A 20,536-nucleotide genomic window follows, 5' to 3' on the forward strand; every position below is an offset into this window, starting at 1 on the left:
TCTACTGCTTCTGAAACAACAGAACCTTTGCCTCTCTGCGTATGAATCAAAGCTTGCGAAATAAAATAAGCAATATTAGGGGAGCATGTCTCAGAGAATTAAGATGTGCTTCCTTTTATTGTAAGCTATAGCTAATTTCAAATCACTTTTTTAATGAACAATATTCTTATGGCTAGTAAAGGGATAATGAGGAAACTTTAGTAAACACAGAAGAAACACTAGAACCGTTCATATGTTATACCTATGTTATAAACTAATGTTGAAATAAGAGAAAAAGGGTACCCCAGTACAATTCAACTGGGATACCCTTAACTTTATTTAAAACACTTATGTAGTCCAATTCTCACAATATCAAATATCAATCGCAATTTCACGATAGAAATCAGGTTCGTGTGATAACGACAAGATACTTTCACGATATGCCTTTAAAGCGCGCTTCAGTTCTTCTTTAGCGTCCACATCTAAGTGATTGGTAGGTTCGTCTAATATTAATAGATGTGTTTCTGTGTTTAAAATTTCGCATAAATGAATTTTGGCTTTTTCGCCAACAGAAAGGACTTCAACTATATTTTCAATATGTTTCGTCGTTAATTCACATTTTGCTAGAGCAGCACGGACTTCAGCATGAGTCATACTTGGGAACTCGCTCCAAATCTCTTCAGTACAAGTGTTATAGTTAGACTGATTAACTTCCTGCTCGAAGTAGCCGATGTGTTGATACTAACTGTGTTCAACTTTACCCGAAATTAGATCAATTAAGCCAAGAATACTTTTTAAAAATAGTAGTAAAAGTAAATCTTCGTTTGATATAGATCACTAGCTATAATTGTTTTGTTAGGTTTGCGGTTTGGGATGGCAAAGGTATGTGAAATGACAATGGTTTCTTTGGTTAGCTGCTTGTGAAATTGTTTTTCTAAACGAGTCATGGCATCAGGATACAAGTAACAAACGATTAAGTGATAATTTGAAAAGTCGGCTTTATAAAAATTTTTTCGCGAAACAATCAGATTGTTTTGAGAGAATAAAAATTTTCTAATGACCATAAATGTGTATGGTATGAGTGAATTTTCAAAAGCTGTAATCGTTGCACTAGGATATTTTTTTGTAAGTTGAAAAGCTAATGTTCCCCATCCCGCACCAAGCTCAGCAATTTGAGTTACAGAATGAGAAGGGAGATTAACAACCAAAACCTTCTTAACTTTTGGTGATGTCGGCATAGGTGAAATCCCATTTTTTATGGTCGAATATACAATGGAAATAAATGCAAAAAACACTATAGAAAAAACAATGATAGAAAGCATAAACATTATAGCCCCTAGTTTTTCTCTCATTGTACCAAATGGTCATGGGAAAGTAATAACATATCAAAAATCCCCCAAAAATTAAGGTGCTGTCGTAGAGGCTAAACCCCATGTTGAAATAAGAGAAAAAGGGTACCCCAGTAAAATTCAACTGGGATACCCCTTAAACTTTATTTAAAACACTTTCGTAGTCCAATCCTCACAATTCCAAATGTCAGTCGCAATTTCACGATAGAAATCAGGTTCGTGTGATACCATCAAGATACTTCCGCGGTATGCCTTTAATGCACGTTTCAGTTCTTCTTTTGCATCTACATCCAAGTGATTGGTAGGTTCGTCTAGAATTAATAAATTCGTTTCTGTGTTTAAAATTTTACATAATCGAACTTTGGCTTTCTCGCCTCCAGAGAGGACTTCGATTTTACTTTCAATATGTTTCGTCGTTAATCCACATTTTGCAAGAGCAGCACGGACTTCAGCCTGATTCAAGCTTGGGAACTCGCTCCAGATCTCTTCAATACAAGTGTTATAGTTGGACTCTTTAACTTCCTGTTCAAAGTATCCGATGTGTTGATACTCACCACGTTCCACTTTACCCGAAATCGGATTAGTCAACCCAAGAATACTTTTTAAAAGGGTAGATTTTCCAATACCGTTTGCCCCAACGAATGCAATTTTTTGTCCACGTTCCATTTTTAAATTCAGTGGGCGAGAAAGTGGTTCGTTGTATCCAATAACAAGATCTTCAGTCTCGAAAATCCAACGACTAGCTGCGCGAGCTTCTTTGAAGTTAAACTCTGGTTTTGGCTTCTCTTTACCTAATTCGATAACTTCCATTTTGTCGAGCTTCTTTTGACGAGACATTGCCATATTACGAGTCGCAACACTTGCCTTGTTACGAGCAACGAAATCTTTCAAATCAGCAATTTCTTGTTGTTGACGCTTGTATGCAGACTCTAGCTGTTGCTTCTTCATTTCATGTATTTTTAAGAAGTTATCATAGTCACCAACATAGCGATTTAACTCTTGGTTTTCCATGTGATAGATCAAGTTCACAACACTGTTTAAGAATGGAATATCATGTGAAATTAAGATAAATGCATTCTCATATTCCTGTAAATATCGCTTCAACCATTCGATATGCTGTTCATCCAAATAGTTTGTAGGCTCGTCTAGTAATAGGATTTCTGGTTTTTCTAGCAAAAGCTTAGCTAGCAAAACTTTCGTACGTTGCCCACCGCTAAGATCATCTATATCTCGATCGAGTCCAACATCGTCTAATCCTAGACCACGAGCAACTTCTTCAACCTTTGCATTAATTTGATAGAAATCATTACTATCTAAAGTTTCTTGCAGCTCTCCAACTTCAGTAAGTAATGCATCGATATCAGCACCTTCATCACCCATTTTTGCATAAAGTTCATTGATCTCTGCTTCAGCATTAAATAAATATTGAAAAGCAGAACTCAAAACGTCACGCATCGTAGTACCTTTCTGCAGTACAGCATGCTGATCTAGATAACCAACACGAACTTTTCGTGACCACTCCACTTTCCCGTCGTCGGGTTGCAACTTACCAGTAATAATATTCATGAAAGTAGACTTACCCTCACCATTTGCCCCAACTAATCCAACGTGTTCGCCTTTTAAAAGTCGAAAAGACACATCATTAAAAATTGCACGATCACCGAATCCATGACTTAAATTTTGTACGTTTAATACGCTCATTTTTTAACCCCTTATCTTCTAATATCTCATGTGGATATCTTACTAGATTTAGACTAGGTTTTCTATCTTGAATTTATTTTTTTGCAAAATGATATTCAATTCACGGGCTAAATTGAAGTCTGCCCCTTCTTTATTATAAGAATAGGTTCACTAAAGCAACTACATATATTATAGATTTTAGAGGGACTCTTTTGATACTAGAAGATAATTACTGCGCATCCTAAATAATTTCTTAAAGTGAAAAGTTGGTTTATTATTTTAGTGTTTACTTGAGCTTAGAATGATAGTTAATGGGATAGATGATTGTTTAGTGAAAACACTCATCCCCGCCACCCCCTCCAATCTGGTAAAAACAAACAACCCCAATCCATTTGATAAAAAGTGCTAAAGCATGGTATAAGTGTAAAAGAAGAAAAATAAGCATAGGCCTTTTTCTGTGTAATTTTGGGACAAGCGTTTGTATTGATATCCCATATTGAGAGGATTTGAATTTAATTATGAAAGAAAATTTCTGGCGTGAATTACCACGACCATTTTTTATATTAGCACCAATGGAGGAAGTGACGGATGTTGTTTTTCGTCATGTAGTGAGTGAGGCTGCGAGACCTGATGTGTTTTTTACAGAGTTTACAAATACGGAGAGCTATTGTCATCCAGAGGGGCGTAAAAGTGTTCGAGGGCGTTTGACTTTTACAGAGGATGAGCAACCGATTGTAGCTCACATATGGGGAGATAAGCCTGAGTTCTTTCGTGAAATGAGTATGGATATGGCGAAGCTTGGGTTTAAGGGAATTGATATTAATATGGGCTGTCCTGTACCTAATGTGACACAGCATGGAAAGGGAAGTGGACTTATCCTTCGTCCTGAGGTTGCAGCAGATTTAATACAAGCTGCAAAAGCAGGAGGATTGCCTGTAAGCGTAAAGACAAGGCTTGGATTCTCAGAAGTAGACGAATGGCGCGACTGGTTAACACATATCTTGAAACAAGATATTGCGAATCTATCTATTCATCTGCGTACTAGAAATGAAATGAGTAAAGTAGATGCTCATTGGGAGCTGATTCCAGAAATTAAGAAGCTTCGTGACGAGGTAGCACCAGATACACTTCTGACAATCAATGGAGATATCCCTGACTATCAAACTGGATTAAAGCTTGCTCAGCAATTTGATATTGATGGAGTTATGATTGGGCGTGGTATTTTCCATAATCCATTTGCTTTTGAAAAAGAGCCGAAGAATCATAGTAGTAATGAATTGCTTGATCTCTTAAGGCTGCATATGGATCTTCATGATAAATACTCAGGCTTAGAGCTACGTAAGTTCACTGCTCTTCATCGCTTTTTTAAGATATATGTCAAAGGATTCCGAGGTGCAGGTGAATTAAGGAATCAGCTAATGAATACTAAATCAACAGATGAAGTCCGTGCATTACTTGATAGCTTTGAGTCAACTAATTTCGATGTAGTGATGGAATCGGAGAAGTAGTTTTCTCATTCAGAGTAATAGCGTAGGCTAGTAACTAGGATATAAAAGAATTAGAGTTTATGTGAATTGGCGGGTGTAAGGACGGTATTGAACTGGACTTATTTTCGTCAATTTTGCTATATAAGTTTGTTATGTAAAAGTTTATACTGTAATGTTTCAGAATATTATAATTATATGAAGATCTTATTACGGTATCCAATAATTCCTATAGCTGTTATATGATAGATTTGTAATCTAAACCGGCCGGTAGAGCTTACAATTTATTTGGAGAGGAATGGGAAAATGAAGAAACTTGTTTCAGTATTTGTTGTTTTAGGTCTACTATTTTCAATGCTAGTCGTAACAGAACCCGCATTTGCAGCAAGCTACGATAATAGTAAAAAGTACAAGCTTGTCAACCGCCAAAGTGGGAAAGCGTTAGAAGTTTATGGTTGGTCAACTGAAAATGGTGGGAATATTGCCCAATACAATGACTGGGGCGGCACAAGCCAACAATGGACAGTCATTGATGTTGGTCAAGGCTATCATAAATTTGTAAACGTATTTAGCGGAAAGGCAATGGAAGTAAGTAACTGGAATAAAGACAATGGTGCAAATGTTGCACAATGGACGGACTGGAATGGTGAAAGTCAACAATGGAAAATTGTTGATGTAGGAAATGGTTACGTTAAAATTATTAATCGTTTTAGCAACAAAGCACTAGAAGTCTATGAGAGGTCTAAGGAAAACGGTGCAAATGTTGTACAATATGATGATTTAGGTGGAGCAAATCAACAATGGAAGCTTGTTGAAGTAAAGCCAAAGGAAACAATTGTAGTGAACAGCACAATCGTAGTAAAAGCCGGTGAAGTATTTGATGGGTCGGGAAATAGGTATGTTGCAAATCCTACAACGGTTGGAGATGGAAGTCAAAAAGAAGGTCAAAAATCGGTTTTCCGATTAGAAGATGGAGCAACATTGAAAAATGTAGTATTAGGTGCACCGGCAGCTGATGGTGTACATACCTATGGTGATGCTTTAATAGAAAATGTGGTTTGGGAAGATATTGGTGAGGACGCAATGACGATTAAAAAAGAAGGACATGTTGTCATTCGAGGTGGTTCTGCTCAACATGGTAGTGACAAAATGTTTCAAATCAATGCGCCTTCACAATTAGATATTATAAACTTTACAGCGAGAGATGCGGGAAAAATGATTCGTCAATTAGGTGGCTCTACTTTCCATACAGAGGTTTATATTGAAGGCTCTGTTATCACGGATATGAACGAGGCAATTTTCCGAACAGATAGCAGTACTAGTAAAGTTAGAATGGTGAATACTCGTTATTCTAATGTAGGGAAAAAATGGTATGGTGTGAAGCATGTATCAGAAAGTGGCAATGTAGAATTCAATTAGTGGTAGTAAGGATGCAGTTCTAAGGGGAGTGATTACCACCTTGGAAGGTAGTAGAATTTTCACCTTACAATGATGAACAACGTGAAGCAAATTCTATTATAATTGAATTATTATTTGAAGAAGCTTTAAAAAAAGGACCGTCAATAATGAGGCGGTCCTTTTCTTTGCGAATATTTCTATGGTTGCCTTTTGTAGAATATTAGCTATAAATACAACAATTGCATTTGGTTGCACCATCACTAGTACCTTGGATTACACTCTGGAATTATATGGATCTTATATTCTGCTATTTTCTCGTATTCAATATGCCGTATATGTTTTTTAATAGGGAGTAAAAAGCAATTGGATCAAAACCTGTTTTCTTTCGCATTATTTAATATAATCGTAATATTCAGACTTATTATTCCGGCATAGCGATTGTGATAAAAGTATGATATATTACCTAAGGCTATATATCTAAATTTAATATAGGCAAACTATTTGAAAAAATGGGACGCAAAACTATAGGGACTAAATACGAGACATAAGAGTATAGGTCAGCCAGTTGCTTTTCAATCAACGACTTTGGGGATTGTTTGACTTCTTTTGGGCTACTTCTTATTGAGGTAGCTCTTTATTTTTAGGCTATGTTAAAGCTTTATGTTGATTTTTCACTTTGCTGATTGTAGTGAAAGGTATGAGACTCTCGGACCGCCGACGGAAGCGATTCCCTTTAGCGAAATCAACAACAAAATTTAACAAAGATTAATTTTAAAAGAGTTAAGTAATTTGATGATATAGCCGATAAAATATTTGTCGACAATGTTTTTGTTATTTCACAATAGATTTTAATAATTTAAGGGAAGTGTACAACAATGAAGAAATGGTATTCAAATATATCATTAAAAACAAAAAGTATTTTATTTAGTATCATCACAACTACTTTAGTTGCTATTTTAATAACTGGGGTAAGTTACTCTGTTAATTCTAAGTTTATGTTAGAGGATCTAGTAACAGATGCTGAACAAATTGTTGAAACATGGTCACAGGATATTGATCCTAAAGATGTAATGGAAGTAATGGAAACAGATGATGAGAATAGTGAAGCTCTTCAACGTTTGGTTAGTCATTTTGATGATTTATCAAACTATCAACCTTCAGTTGCACAAGGTTATATTTTTGGTACTGAGCTAGAAAATGGATCAGAAACGAGTTTAATTGCTTCACCGTCAGAATTATTAGACATACTTAAAACGGAAGCGGATTTAACAATTGGGGATATGTATGGTCAGCCTGATAATATCGTCAAGCTAGTTAAAGAGCTGACGGCTGAAAAGGACATAGTAGTTTCTGATATTTATTCAGATGATTTAGGAACGTGGATTACAGTTGCTAAACCGTATGTGGATGAAAATGGTAAGGTTTATGCTTATTATGGAATGGACTTTAACGCACAGGGCTTTGTAGATAGTCAAAGAAATATTTTAATGACTGTAGGTATGATTCTATTAATTGTAGTTGTAGTTATTGGTGTGCTGGAATATTTCTTATTAGGAAAACTATATAAACCAATCAGTGAGCTTGCTAGTGGGATCGAGTCTGTCACAGCAGGTAATTACGATGTGAGATTAAGAGAGTCGAATGATGAGATAGGTAGGGTAGCCGTTAGCTTTAACGCGATGGTGGATAATATAAGTAGTTTAATTAATTCGATTGGATCTGCTTCGAAGAATACGTCAAGTAACTATGACTCATTATTCACTTCTGTAAGCGCAACTAGTGAAAAAATGGATCGTATTACTACTGACGTGTCAGAAATGTCAGGAAGATTTGAATCTCAAAGTGGATCTGCTTATGAAATTTCCTCTTCATTACAACAATTGTCTGTTGGTGTAGAGACAGTTGCTCGTAATATTTCTAATGTTAGTGAAAGATCAAAAGAGACTGAGAGTCGTGCAATGCAAGGAAGTGACTCAGTTGATCAAGTAGGAAAACAAATGGGATTGATTAATCAATCGTCTCAAAACTCCGAAAAACTTATCCGAAATCTTAATGAACGTTCTAATGAAATTCATTCGATTGTTGGACTGATTACAAGTATTTCCGAGCAAACAAGTCTGTTATCCTTAAATGCTTCCATTGAAGCAGCAAGAGCAGGGGAGCATGGGAAAGGATTTGCAATTGTTGCTGATGAAGTGAAAAAGCTAGCTGAACAATCAAAAGGTTCTGCAGAGCAAATTAAATCATTAATAGATTATATTCAAAAAGAAACAGAAGAAGCTGTTATTTCAATCAATGATGGGGTCAAATACGCGAACGCTGGTGTGTCTCTTGTACAAGAGACAGGAATTCTTTTTGCTGATATTCTTGATTCTGCGCAAAATGTGTCTGCTCAAATGGATGAAATATCTGCAGCAACAGAACAGATGTCTGCAGAAAATCAACAAATTACGGCTACTTTTGAACAGTTTACAGATTTAACAACACAAAATAGCGATACAGTTATTTCATTAACAGATAGTATTAAAGGTCAGAAGGATTCATTTGATAAAATTGTTGATTCGGCACAGGATATGAAAAAAGTAATTGATAGTCTTGAAGAAGCAGTATCAACTTTAAAAGTATAGTACTTAAAATTGCTTTTTATTTACCAGGCCTATAGGGAAAAAGTCTCTATAGGTTTTTGGTGCTAAAACTTTGCAGAGGGATCATATACGAAAACTAAGGATATTTTCAAATAAATGGACAGGATGTGTTTATAGATGCCAACATTAGTCAAACAAAAGCCAGTGAAGGTACTATCAGTTGTGGATGAGAGCTTATGGTCAGAAATTAATCATACAGACCAATTTTTCCATACTAATAAAGGCTTACATGATGTTTTTGTGGAAACAGCTACCATGTATCCAGAGCATATAGCCGTTTCAGATGGTCAAGATAGAACAATTACGTTTAAGGCTTTAGATGAGAAATCGAATATGGTTGCTAATTATCTGATTTCACAAGGAATTCGAATTGGCGATTACATTTCGGTTTTTATGGATCGTAGTATTGAAGCAATTATTGCGATGCTAGGAGTTATGAAGGCTGGGGCAGTGTATGTGCCATTAACGCCCGAAAATCCTGAGGAGCGTAATCAATATATTATTAAGGATTCTACGAGTAAGCTTGTACTAACATCTAAAGAACATAAAGATATTTTAGCTCATTTAATGATAGAATCAGCCGTTCCTTATATATCTATTGAAGATATTTCAGAAGAGAATACTACACCAGCGGTCATTGTTGAAAATCATGACCTTGCTTATATTATATATACTTCAGGATCAACTGGTACACCAAAAGGAGTAAAAATTCGCCATGAAAGCATTGTTAATTTTGGTTACGCATTGAAAAGTGAATTTTCTATTTCTCCATCAGATGTATTGGCACAATTTTTTATGTTGTCTTTTGATGCCTCTTTTATTGAAGTGTGTACAATGATCTATAGTGGCGCAAGGTTACATTTCTTAACAAAAGAGGAACGAGTTGACGTGACTGCATTTGCTGAAACTGTGCAGAAATATGGAATTACCCATGTTATGGCTTTTCCAGTCAGTGCATTAAAACAGTTTTCTATTTATGCAAATGAAGATGATGCGAAAAAAACTCACACCTTAAAAATGATTGGAGTTGGTGGAGAAGCATTAACAGGTGAAGTTGTTCGCTTATTTCATAATAAATTTAAGCATGTTCAGCTTGTTAATTTATATGGACCAACAGAAGCAACTGCTGCTGCCTCTTACTATCGAGTAGATGGTGAAAAAGATAGTAAAGTAGAAAATGTACCGATTGGTAAGCCTTTTTCAAATTATAAGTTTTATGTTGTAAATGATGATTTAGAATTGAATCCAGTTGGAGTTGAAGGAGAGTTGTTAATTGACTCGATTTCTGTTTCAGAAGGATATCTTAATTTACCGGACAAAACGGAAAAAGTATTTGTGAAAGTTCCTTACTCCGATCGAGTTGTTTATCGTACTGGTGATAGAGCGAAATTATTACCATCTGGTCATATTGAGTACTTAGGACGTGTTGATCTACAGGTCAAAATAAGAGGCTATCGCATTGAATTAGGTGAAATTGAGAATAGAATGTTTAGAGCCGATTTTATTGAGGAAGGGGCAGTGGTTCCAAAGGAAGTCAATGGTGATAAAGTTCTTGTTGCTTACTATTCAATAAAAGAAGGTCATCGTGCTACAAAGAAACAAGTTATAGAAATCATTTCTGACGGTCTACCAAGCTATATGATTCCTACATATTTTATTGAATTGCCTATGATTCCATTGTCGCCTACACTTAAAGTCAATCGCAATCAATTAATTGCGTTACCTCTAGAGAATTCAGCTTCATTTGATGAGGAAAAGAAACAACCTTCAAATCATGTAGAAGTTAATCTACTGAAAGTGTGGCAAGAGGTCTTAGGGATAATGAATATAGGGGTTGACGAGAACTTCTTTGAGCTTGGTGGTCATTCCCTTAAGGTATTAGGTGCGTTAACACTTCTGAAGAAAGATTACAAATCATTGAAAATAAATGATTTCTTTACGAATCCTACTATTGAGTCATTATCACAGTATATTCTAACAAATCAAACGAATGAAACGAACGAAAATGAATCTTTACAATTTCATGAAAAAATTAAACTTATTGAGCATCCAATAACTTTATCTACAAATAAACAAGTTCAACTGAAAGAGCAAACAACTACTCTTTTAACTGGAGCTACAGGATATTTGGGGTCTCATATTTTATTAGATTTGTTAAATGCTTCTGCACATGTGATTTATGTATTAGTTAGAGCAGCTAACGAAGAAGAGGGATGGTCTAAGGTTCAATCAGCATTGAATTATTATGCTTCTCCGGGGTCACTGGATGATGAGGATATTCATGAGAGAATAAAGATCCTTGTTGGAGACTTTAGTAAAGAGAATTTAGGGTTGCATGTGACCGATTATGATAAATTGGACCTTATTGACTCCATTATTCACTGTGGTGCAGATGTACGCCACTTTGGAAGTGAAGAATCCTTTACAATGTCCAATGTTGTAGGAACAGAAAATCTACTGCAAATTGCTAAAGATCAGGGATGCCGTTTCCACTATGTTTCAACGATAGGAATTCCGGAAGAACTGGCTTTAGAGGGATATTGGGACAAATTCTTAACTTCTGAAAATATTTCAGATGCACCTGATCTTCCGAATCTTTATACGAACAGTAAACTAAAGTCTGAGAAACTAGTAGAAAAGTATTATCAAGAAGGTATACCAGTGACAATCTATCGACCAGGTAATGTTACTTGTCATTTTGAATCAGGTAAGTTCCAGACAAATATTAATTCTAATGCTGTTTATCGAATGATTAAGAGCTTTATATTATTAGGCAAAGCCCCAAAGGTAGAAGCAAACATGGATTTTGCAATGGTTAATATTGCTAGTAAATCAATTGTTGCGTTAGCTTTAGATGATCAATCGGTTGGAGGTGTTTTCCATATTTGTAATCCTCATAATGTGTCATTTGCGGACATGTTAAACAGTATCAAGTCATTTGGCTATCCTATTGAGCTAGTTGATCTAAACGTCTATGAGGACTGGTTATATAATGATAATCCGAAAAATCAAGAGGGATTAGAGTTGGCGATGGCAGGATTAGAAGGCGATGGAGCAAAAAATTCACCTTTAGTATATGCATGTCCTGCTACAACAAATACGCTAAATGAAAAGGGCATTAACTTTCCTATTCCTGATGAGGATTTCATTCATCGTATGTTAACACATGCGATCGAAGTAGGTTTTTTACCTACTCCAAAAGAGATGGAATAGTATGAGAGATGTAACAAATCCTATAATTTATACGATAGAAGCAACCTATAGTGAGATGATCTTTGTTGAGTTATACCGTCACGCTTCTTTTTATGAAAAGAAGTATCTTGAGAAATATCAGTTTTTCAAGCAAAAATATGATTCTTTATTAGGGATTTCTTTACTTAAAATGATGCAAATAAATGAGTTAGGTAGCTCGTATGCCTTATCACATACAGATAGCGGTAAACCGTATTTTGTAGGATATAGTGGAGAGATCTCGATTTCCCATAGTGACGGTACTGTTGCAGTAGGTCTTTCAACCGGTAAATTTGGCATTGATATTGAAAGTAAATTAGTGAATATTGATGGTAGTTTGTTTTTATCAGAGCATGAGCAAGTATTCATCCAGCAACAAACAGATAAAAATCTGTTAACAAAGCTGTGGGTATTAAAAGAGTCCTATGTAAAAGCGTTAGGCTGTGGCTTCCTTTTAAGTCCAACAATGATTTCATTCTATAGGATAGAGAATGAATGGCATGTTAATGGAAGTAATTTCTCCTTTTCATTGAAAACTTTACCGAATGAAAAAATACTTTCTATTTGTTCAGAGCTTAAAACGGATTATCGAGTTATTGCTATAGATGAAGAAGAGTTATTAAATTGGCACGTAGGGGCAGGTACCTCTATGACCTAGTGAGTAGTTTTTTAGGAGAAGCATGGGAGTATTCTCATGCTTCATTTTGGTGCGCCCGGCATGGGTATAGTCTTTAGGGTGAAAGTCCCGAACTGTGAAGGTAGACTTCTGTGAAGATTATACTTACTAAACTTTAATTTTTATTTAACTTCAACCTAATATGTAAAACAAAAAACAACAAAATTGGAATGCCAAACTGAAAAGGTAAATGAATATACTCAGGAATTACTTTGAGCCCAATATAAAAATGCTGTGGCAAGCTGGACGAGTTAAACACGGCCATTAAAAATAAGATGCTGGCAAATAGTAAGATTAGTTTCGTTTTATCAAATTTAACTAAAGAATGTGCGCTATATAATGCTGCTTTAAAAAAGATAGAAACCTTTATAAAGCCTACAAAAAAGAACGTGAATACAGACAAAATTTCTAAATGCTGGATAAAGTCCCATATGTCAATTTGTTCGATTGATTTCACTAATGGAAATGTATATAATGCTGCTACCTTAGCTCCAAGCATTGCAATTGTGATCTCTGTTAATACAAGGATCAGGAAGGTGACGATTGGAATGGCAATCCATGTTTTTTTTACTAAGGCTTTTTTGTCATTTATTAATGGAAATAGAAGAGTGAAGGCAATTAGTTCTCCATATGGGAAAGTAATCCGCTCTGGGAACATGGATTGAAAAATGGCTCCCCAATTGTTTGAAAAGATAGGAAGTAGGTTACTCAAATCAAAGGGATCGGATAAAATGCTAAATGCAATAATCGTAAGAAGCATTAATATAACTAAGAAAAACAGAATTTCAGACGTTCTAGCTAATGCTTCAATTCCTAAAGAGGAACCGTATGCAACAATGCATATAAATGTGATTGAAATCAGCCAAAATTCTACTTGATAGAATAAGGTTTGAGCAATGAAATAGGTAAAATCTTTTACAACTCTACTCGCAATATATAAAAAATAGAAAATGTATAAAAAGACAAAGAATTTCCCTAAATATTTTCCAAATCCTTTAATGAGTAATTCAGCCAAATTTAGCTCGTACTTTGCAATAAGAAAAATATAAAAAAGTAGAATGAGTATGCCAATTGCAGAAGAAAGTAGAGTCACAATCCATGCATCCTCTTCCACCTCTAATCCTAATCCTAAAACAACCGTGCTTCCAAGGAGAAACAAGCAAAGTAGAGCATTTAGTTGGAAAGGAGTAATCATTTGTTTTTTCATCTCAACCCACCTTATGGAGAAACATTAGACATCGAGTCACCGGTTAACGGAATATTTATATCAACATTTATCTTTATCGTTGATTCTTTATAGGTTTGGTCCCAATTTTTTGCTAATTCATTCCACTTTCTTGGTTTCACTAAGTAGATACTTTTACCAAAGCCAATGAAATCACTATTCATTTCCTTGCTTTTGGAGATAAGCTGCTCTATATCTTTTGTCATTTCATCTTTGTAGCTCTTTTTGATTTTTTCTAAATTAGGATAATCAACAGATTTAGAACACTGACTTTCTCTTATTTCTCCTTCTACTTGTACGTCAACAGAAAATGTTAATGGTTTTTTAGCTTCCTCAAAAGTAATTTTAGAATTTAAATCTGTTACATTTAGACCAACAAATCGATCTTCTTCATCTGGGCATGTAACTGTTAGTAATGTTCTGTTTATTTTCTTTTGAAACATCGAATAAATCCTACTTTCTTTATCATCAAGGAAGCCAATAAGCTTATCTTCTTTGAAGACAGCCATACCATTCAATTTGAAGATGGTTGAAGGGCTGTATTCCTCAATGTTTTCCTTTTTTAATCCCTTTTCAATATCTCCTTGAATGGTGATATAAGGTAATGCCGTTTGTTTAATTTTATTTAATAAATCATTATGCACATTGGATGGATACATTTTAAATGATGTACCTGCATTAAGCTGGTTGTTTGCTAATATTTCTTTAATTCGTAGAGCTGACACTTTTTGCACAGGTGTAACGGTTCTTAATATGGTATTGGCTGTAACATCCTTGCTTACTAGTATTTCTATATTAGTAGAGACGAGTGGATTTAAAATTAAATAGTCAGTAATATCCGTGATTCCCTTCGTTTCTAATAGTTTATCTTGTAAAATCAAAATATCAGTATCGTCGAAAAATAAGGTTCTCGATATTGAGTTATTCAGCTTAAGAAATGCTTCTGTGATTGTTCGTCCTTTTTCTTTATAAACAACCGCACCCAATTCCTCGGATGCACCTTTTTGATCTGAAGAAGGACTTACCACCTGTACACTAATTACATATTGCTCTTCTTCCATGTCTAGTCCTATGGCGGAGACAATGGCTAGTTTATTTATTAACTGACTTTCAACAGTATTACCGATTACAAAGAAGGCGATTATGGCAATAAACATGATAATAAATACGATTTTACTATGCTTCATATCACACCACTTATTTACGTTTTTTTGTTGGTTCTTCTAAAGTGAATTTCTTCGGATTATTCATAATATTATCTAGGTCCATTCTTAGGATATTATCCTTTTGATCTGCCATATTAAACGGAGCGATTGTAGACAAATAGGGAACACCAAATGAACGTAGAGAAGTCAAATGAAGTAAAAGATATAAAATGCCTAGCATGATCCCATATATACCAAGCAAGCCTGATAAAATAATAAATCTTAAAGTTAGTCGATTAGCTACAGGTCTTAGAGAATACACTGGGATAACACTAGCCAATATATAACTCGCACTCATTACGACCAGAGTCGTAGGCTGAACTAATTTAGCATCAACAACAGATTGTCCAAGAATGATCGCTCCAAAAACAGAAACAGTGAGTACAATTGATTGAGGTAAGCGTAAGGAGCTTTCTGTAATTATCTGTATCAAAATGAAAAAAATAAGGACTTCAAGCACGGTTGGAAAAGGGACGATATCGCGTTGAGCGACAATACTGATTAGCAGCTTAGATGGGACAAGACCTGGATGGTGAACTGTAAAGGAAATATATAGTCCCGGAAGTATGATGGATAACGCATAAAAGAGAACACGATAAACGCGTTTAAAGCTGATCCCTTTAGTTAAGGTATAGTAGTCTTCAGGTGATTGGAAAAATTGTGATAGTACTGTTGGAAGAGTAATCACAAAGGGGCTTCCGTCTACAATGATGGAAGCTTTTCCTTCTAGCAGCTCACTACATACCACATCTGGTCGATCGGAAGAAAGAGTAAGTGGAAAATCTGTAAATACCTCACTTGTCATCATTTCCTCTAAATAACTAGAATCTAACAGTACCTCTACTTCTACTTCCTTCATTTTTTTCTTAATTTCTTGTAATACTTCAGGTTGAATTTCCCCTTCAATGTAAAGAAGTGTAACCTGCGTTTTTACTTTTGAAGAACAAACATCTGTCTCTACACGAAGCGTAGGATTACGTAAAATCCTACGTATAAGACCAAGGTTTTGAGAGGTAGACTCATTAAAAGCAACATTTGGTCCTTTTGGAATACGCTGTGCTTGGGGAGTTTCCAAGCTTCTTTCCGGCCATTTTGTCGTATTCGCAATAATACTGCTATCAGCCCCATCTACTAAAATCACAGTATTACCAACTATGAGCTCATCAACAATATCTGTAAGCTTTGATGTGAGCTTAACTGTTTTTGTCTCAACTAACTCTGACAGGAAGCTTATTTGGTTTCTACTATCTGTATGATGATTAGAATTGTTTCTCAATGGTTTGATCACTTGTTCTTCAATGGTCTCTGAGTTGCTGATTCCATCAATGAAAATGAGTGCGTATTTTATTTTTCCATCAGTTGTCTGCTGATGGCGAATTTGGATATCTTGGCTATTACCCAACTGGTTTAAGATAGTTGTTACATTTTCAGTTAATGATTGATTTAACTCGTTTGAACTAGAATTGCTCATAAAACACCAACTTTTCTAGAAGGTTAATCATAGTATGTGCTAGTAATTGTTGGATAATGTATGTTGATTAGGAATATTTGAAATGAGGTTATGTAGCAAACCTTTATTTATTTAAATGAGAGTTTGAGGTAGGTGTTTTAGTAAGATTTTATGTTAACTCCAGAAGAGAGTAACTAACAAAAGTCCTAACTTATCAAAATAAAACGTTCATGGATCTTATCTTTATAAAAAGACACCAAGTTGATCAGAGTTTTGGTGTCTTCAGCTTTGCTTATTAATGGGTAATATCTGATATTAGCTTTCTTTAGGTCGTAAGCAGGCTGTAACAGAAAGAACAAGTAGTAATATTTCAAATAATAACCAGTATGTCGTAACAGTTTCGGATCCATCAGGTGACCATTGATTTTTATTAATAAAGAAAATGAGGATCATTAATCCTAATACTAAATTGCCTTTTAATAGAAAAATAAATCCTCTTTTCATGGAGAATGGTTTTGGATCTTCTTTCTGTGGAACTGTAACCACTTGTTCTGTAGAAACTGATTGAGAAGATGGCTGATAAAAGAATTCTTGTAAGGTGTCTTCTATTTTAGAAAAGTAATCAGAGAATGAAACAGGAACAAAATATATTTTATTGAGTTTTACTTGTTCATAGTCAACATGCCAAATAAAGTCTTCATTAGGAAGGAAATAGGCAAGCTGATCAGTTTTATGTTTAGCTGAACTTGTTTTTACTATAAAAGAAAATGAATGAAAGGATTTACTATTTCTTTGGAAGTCCTTTAGAAAACTAGTAAGTTGATTATGTAGGTAAGGATCTTTCATCATTTTTTCAATATCTGCTGTTCCTAAAGTATGTAAGGAGTCAAACTCTTTATCGGTTATTTCGATTGTTTGTATTGTTTTAAATTCTTTTTTAGTAGAAGATTGAACATCATAAAAGTGACATAATAACTCAACTAATCCAGATCGTATATGGTGATAACTAAAACTATGCTCACCATCTGAAATCAACTGAATAAGAGATGTATCACTATTATTTTGATGAATGACAAGCTTTTGTAGCTTATTTTCACAAATAAGCATTTTTGAAGAATGAACTAGCGATTCCAGAATCTCTTGTAGCTCAATAGTGAGTTTTGTTTTTCTTCTTGGATTCCAATATCCTTTTGTTTTGAGATTCCCGATTGCTTCATTTGAAAGGCTTGTATCTTTAAAACGATAATCCTTTCTAAGTTTTTTTGCAAAATTGACAAATCCGCATAATTCAAGTGTAACGATAAGTTCTGCTGTTGTTAAAGTAAGTTTTTTATCTATTGTCATCACTGTTCCTCCGGGAATCGTTTTTTCGAGGAGTAAATTGTTTCAACCAACCATTAATTAAATTCATTAATAAATATCTGCAATCATAAATAATTGGAAAAAGATAATCAGAAAAAAGGTGATTGCAAGCAATTTGTTTAGTAGAAATGGTAGTCGGTTTAATACCTTTTGTACATAATAATTGATTCCAGAAAAACCAATTGCAATGTAGCTAAAAACATAGTCAGAAATACTATTTTTTTCTTTGTTAACATTACCTTCATAAATTACTATGGTTGCCTTTTGTAGAATAATGGAAATAAATGCAACAATGGCATTCGTTGTTATCATCAATGCTAGATATGTACTTGGAAACGGAATATCTAAGCCCATAAACACAAAAGACATCAATGTCATGACGACTATAGCAATCATTAAACCAATCGTTTTTTCTTTCATTAGTAGATCTCCTATCGTAATAGTTTAGAAGTATACTATCATTTTTTGAAGAATTCTTTAATAGTACCTTCGATTCTATTTAAGTAAGATCGTTCACTTACTGGAATAATAAGAATCTTTTGATCTACTATTTGCTCATATTCAATATGCCATACATGGTTTTTACTTGGGAGAAAAAAAGCAACCTGATCAAATTCCATTGTATCTTTCACATAATTTGATGTGATGAATGATAGATTATCAAATTCTTGATTATTTTCATAAAAATCCTTTAAAAATGTATGGAATGTTTCGTTCATTTCACTATTATTTTTATAAAAATCATTCAATTTTGTTTCTGTATTGTGAAGTTCATCAAATACGTCAGAGGTTACTTCGAATGGCTGAAGGCCAGAAACTGCGTCACCTTTAGGATTTCCAAGTTGAAAATGATTACTTAAAGATGTGGTATAACCTTCTGTATTCTTAAGAAAAGAAAAAGAATGAACATCACTGGAGATTTCTTGCAGTAGAGAATAATCCTTATTTAGTAAATGAATAAACAGAATATTACTTTTTCTTACACATCTTATTTTTTTGTTGGATTGTACAAGAAGTGTTAATAAATTCTCTAATCCTGAAGCAATTCTTGTTCCTCGATTTTCATCCCAATATCCTTTTTGCTTTAATGACATTTCAGTTTGATCTGAAAACCTCATGATTTCATCTTCATTATTTACAAGATTAAAATTATTTAAAATTTGTCGTGCTAAATGATCATACCCACAAAGTGATAGTGTAGCGACTAATTCACCTGTAGATAGTATAATTTGCTTATTAATGGTATTTTTCATGGTGCACCATCCAGTTATATTATTTAAAGAAACCAGTCACAAAATTTGTTGCATCAGAAAATATCTCTGTAACATTCTCCTTAGAATCCTTTACATAATCAGCTACATCATTTTCAATCCAATGACCAACGGATTCGCCAAAGTCCTTCACTTTATCCTCGATTGCCCAGGAACCTACTATCCCTATTCCAGCTCCAACAGCTCCCCCAATTACAGTGCCTATACCAGGACAAATCAATGTTCCAATAGCTGCCCCTCCAGTAGTTAAACCGGCTATTCCGATATCTAAGCCAATGCCACCAGCAAACCGACCTATTTTCTCGCCATCTGATTTGTATTGATTTTTATCGCTGAAAAATTCTCCGGAATTAGTTGTAATAGAAAACACTATACCAACATAAGGAACTCTCCTACCTAAGGTAGCAAATTTTTTAGCATCAGTAAATTGATCTACAGTTGCTTTTATATCAAATTTCATTCGATAAGATTTTAACTCAGCTTGTGAAAATCTTAATAACGTATTTTGTTCCTCTATTATTTTTCCAAAGCTTATTCTTGTAGTGTTAGAATTAAGACCAATTAGACTTCTTAACAAGCCGCTGGGGGTATTATTATATTTACTGAGGTATTGTTTTATAATATTATTGGAGTTTTTGTCTCCCTTTTTCATAATATTATAGATCGTACTTGCAAGTTTTGATTCATATTTCTTATTCGATCCCATAGTCCAGTTGGGATTGGCAATGACTTTAAAATTACCCTTTCCGTCTCCATTAAGTGCGAGCAATTTTGTTGAAAGAATGCTAACAGCTAGAGCTCCTTTAGCGACATCAAGTGCACCATTACCTTTCCCGAGGAGATCAAGCCAACTTGCGATATCTCCCATAAATGTTGAATCCCCTTGCTTAACCGAAAGGTCTATTGCATCATCTATCATTTTTTGAATTGTGTTTGTGCTCAAAAAGTATTCTTCTATGTCGCGAACGGTTTCTTGACTTAGTGAGATACCTTCATTAGTCCACCCTTTAATTTTTGCAATAAATTGTGAAAGTTGTTTTAGATCTTCAGCAGATGACTGCAAATCTGAAGAACATCTTTCATCAAGTGTGTTTAATTTTTCAATGGTTTCTTTCAAATGTTCTTTCGTATCTATCATTTTAAAATCAAACGTTCCAGTAGTAACGGAAGGTTCATAGACTAAATGACTGACCTCTGCATAATATTGATTAATTTGACTAACGGTATCATGAGTAAGCCTTTCTATCTTTGTAAGTCCCTTTTGAACTGCCACTTCTATGAATTCTTCGCTGATAAGCCCATTGTCAGACTCGTATTCATTAATTTTTTTTCTAGTTTCATTTAATCGAATAATATATTGATCTAAGAATTGATTAAGCAAAAGGATGACAGGAATATGCAGTACTGTGAAATGTTCTCTTATTGCTTCACCAGTTTTTCCTTTAAGGGCTTCATCTAATTCAATTATTTGATTCATGGTGTTTCTAATGGAAAGAATCTGTTCTTTTTCCTTTTCTTTTTTTTGAATAATTTGGTCGATTTCGTCAACAACTTCACTTACCTTTAATATCTTCAACTTCT

14 protein-coding genes, 2 pseudogenes and 1 riboswitch are annotated in these 20,536 nt (G+C 34.5%); of the genes and pseudogenes, 6 read left to right on the plus strand and 10 right to left on the minus strand.

Annotation, left to right across the window (positions count from 1 at the left end):
• Window positions 1-351 precede the first annotated feature (351 nt).
• The 3 genes and pseudogenes from JOC75_RS13780 to JOC75_RS13790 all read right to left on the minus strand — a co-directional run.
• Window positions 352-777, minus strand: a pseudogene (locus JOC75_RS13780) (ATP-binding cassette domain-containing protein); the annotation flags it as partial.
• Window positions 774-1,331: a methyltransferase gene (locus JOC75_RS13785; RefSeq protein WP_338036587.1), complete on the minus strand. Its 558-nt coding sequence runs from the start codon at window positions 1,329-1,331 to the stop codon at window positions 774-776. The gene JOC75_RS13785 and the pseudogene JOC75_RS13780, both read right to left, overlap by 4 nt.
• A gap of 144 nt (window positions 1,332-1,475) precedes the next feature.
• Entirely contained in the window at window positions 1,476-3,029 is a 1,554-nt protein-coding gene (locus JOC75_RS13790; RefSeq protein ID WP_204954624.1) for an ABC-F family ATP-binding cassette domain-containing protein, read from the minus strand.
• A gap of 497 nt (window positions 3,030-3,526) precedes the next feature.
• Here JOC75_RS13790 and JOC75_RS13795 point away from each other — a divergent pair, with 497 nt between their 5' ends.
• The 6 genes and pseudogenes from JOC75_RS13795 to JOC75_RS13815 all read left to right on the plus strand — a co-directional run bounded on the left by JOC75_RS13795 (window position 3,527) and on the right by JOC75_RS13815 (window position 12,424).
• Window positions 3,527-4,516 carry a tRNA dihydrouridine synthase gene (locus JOC75_RS13795; protein ID WP_204954625.1) on the plus strand — a complete coding sequence of 330 codons (990 nt, stop codon included), beginning with the start codon at window positions 3,527-3,529 and terminating at the stop codon, window positions 4,514-4,516.
• 330 nt (window positions 4,517-4,846) lie between these two features.
• Window positions 4,847-5,317 (plus strand): annotated as a pseudogene (locus JOC75_RS23990) (RICIN domain-containing protein); the annotation flags it as partial.
• Between the two features lie 9 nt (window positions 5,318-5,326).
• Complete coding sequence (locus JOC75_RS23995) at window positions 5,327-5,911, plus strand: pectate lyase (RefSeq protein ID WP_338036591.1); 585 nt, start codon at window positions 5,327-5,329, stop codon at window positions 5,909-5,911.
• Between the two features lie 460 nt (window positions 5,912-6,371).
• Window positions 6,372-6,463: riboswitch (cyclic di-GMP riboswitch) on the plus strand.
• Window positions 6,464-6,765: 302 nt separating this feature from the next.
• Window positions 6,766-8,517, plus strand: a complete 1,752-nt coding sequence (locus JOC75_RS13805; protein ID WP_204954627.1) for a methyl-accepting chemotaxis protein — start codon at window positions 6,766-6,768, stop codon at window positions 8,515-8,517.
• A 135-nt stretch (window positions 8,518-8,652) separates the two neighbouring features.
• Window positions 8,653-11,748 carry a non-ribosomal peptide synthetase gene (locus tag JOC75_RS13810; protein WP_204954628.1) on the plus strand — a complete coding sequence of 1,032 codons (3,096 nt, stop codon included), beginning with the start codon at window positions 8,653-8,655 and terminating at the stop codon, window positions 11,746-11,748.
• Between the two features lies 1 nt (window position 11,749).
• A complete protein-coding gene (locus JOC75_RS13815) occupies window positions 11,750-12,424 on the plus strand; it encodes a 4'-phosphopantetheinyl transferase family protein (protein ID WP_204954629.1) in 675 nt (224 codons plus the stop codon).
• 133 nt (window positions 12,425-12,557) lie between these two features.
• Here the strand turns inward: JOC75_RS13815 and JOC75_RS13820 are convergent, their stop codons facing one another.
• The 7 genes from JOC75_RS13820 to JOC75_RS13850 form a co-directional block, all read right to left on the minus strand.
• The gene (locus JOC75_RS13820; protein WP_204954630.1) at window positions 12,558-13,649 is read right to left on the minus strand and encodes a GerAB/ArcD/ProY family transporter; all 1,092 of its coding nucleotides are present in this window, start codon (window positions 13,647-13,649) and stop codon (window positions 12,558-12,560) included.
• An 11-nt stretch (window positions 13,650-13,660) separates the two neighbouring features.
• Complete coding sequence (locus JOC75_RS13825; RefSeq protein ID WP_204954631.1) at window positions 13,661-14,854, minus strand: Ger(x)C family spore germination protein; 1,194 nt, start codon at window positions 14,852-14,854, stop codon at window positions 13,661-13,663.
• Between the two features lie 10 nt (window positions 14,855-14,864).
• Complete coding sequence (locus JOC75_RS13830; protein ID WP_204954632.1) at window positions 14,865-16,343, minus strand: spore germination protein; 1,479 nt, start codon at window positions 16,341-16,343, stop codon at window positions 14,865-14,867.
• Between the two features lie 294 nt (window positions 16,344-16,637).
• Window positions 16,638-17,666 (minus strand): hypothetical protein, encoded by a 1,029-nt coding sequence (locus tag JOC75_RS13835; protein ID WP_204954633.1) that lies wholly within the window; start codon window positions 17,664-17,666, stop codon window positions 16,638-16,640.
• Window positions 17,667-17,732: 66 nt separating this feature from the next.
• Window positions 17,733-18,104, minus strand: coding sequence for a hypothetical protein (locus JOC75_RS13840; RefSeq protein WP_204954634.1), 372 nt, complete (start codon window positions 18,102-18,104; stop codon window positions 17,733-17,735).
• A gap of 38 nt (window positions 18,105-18,142) precedes the next feature.
• Window positions 18,143-18,937, minus strand: coding sequence for a hypothetical protein (locus JOC75_RS13845; RefSeq protein WP_204954635.1), 795 nt, complete (start codon window positions 18,935-18,937; stop codon window positions 18,143-18,145).
• 19 nt (window positions 18,938-18,956) lie between these two features.
• Window positions 18,957-20,531, minus strand: coding sequence for an LXG domain-containing protein (locus JOC75_RS13850; RefSeq protein WP_204954636.1), 1,575 nt, complete (start codon window positions 20,529-20,531; stop codon window positions 18,957-18,959).
• Window positions 20,532-20,536: the final 5 nt, after the last annotated feature.

It is taken from the genome of Metabacillus crassostreae (assembly GCF_016908395.1).
Lineage (GTDB): Bacteria > Bacillota > Bacilli > Bacillales > Bacillaceae > Metabacillus > Metabacillus crassostreae.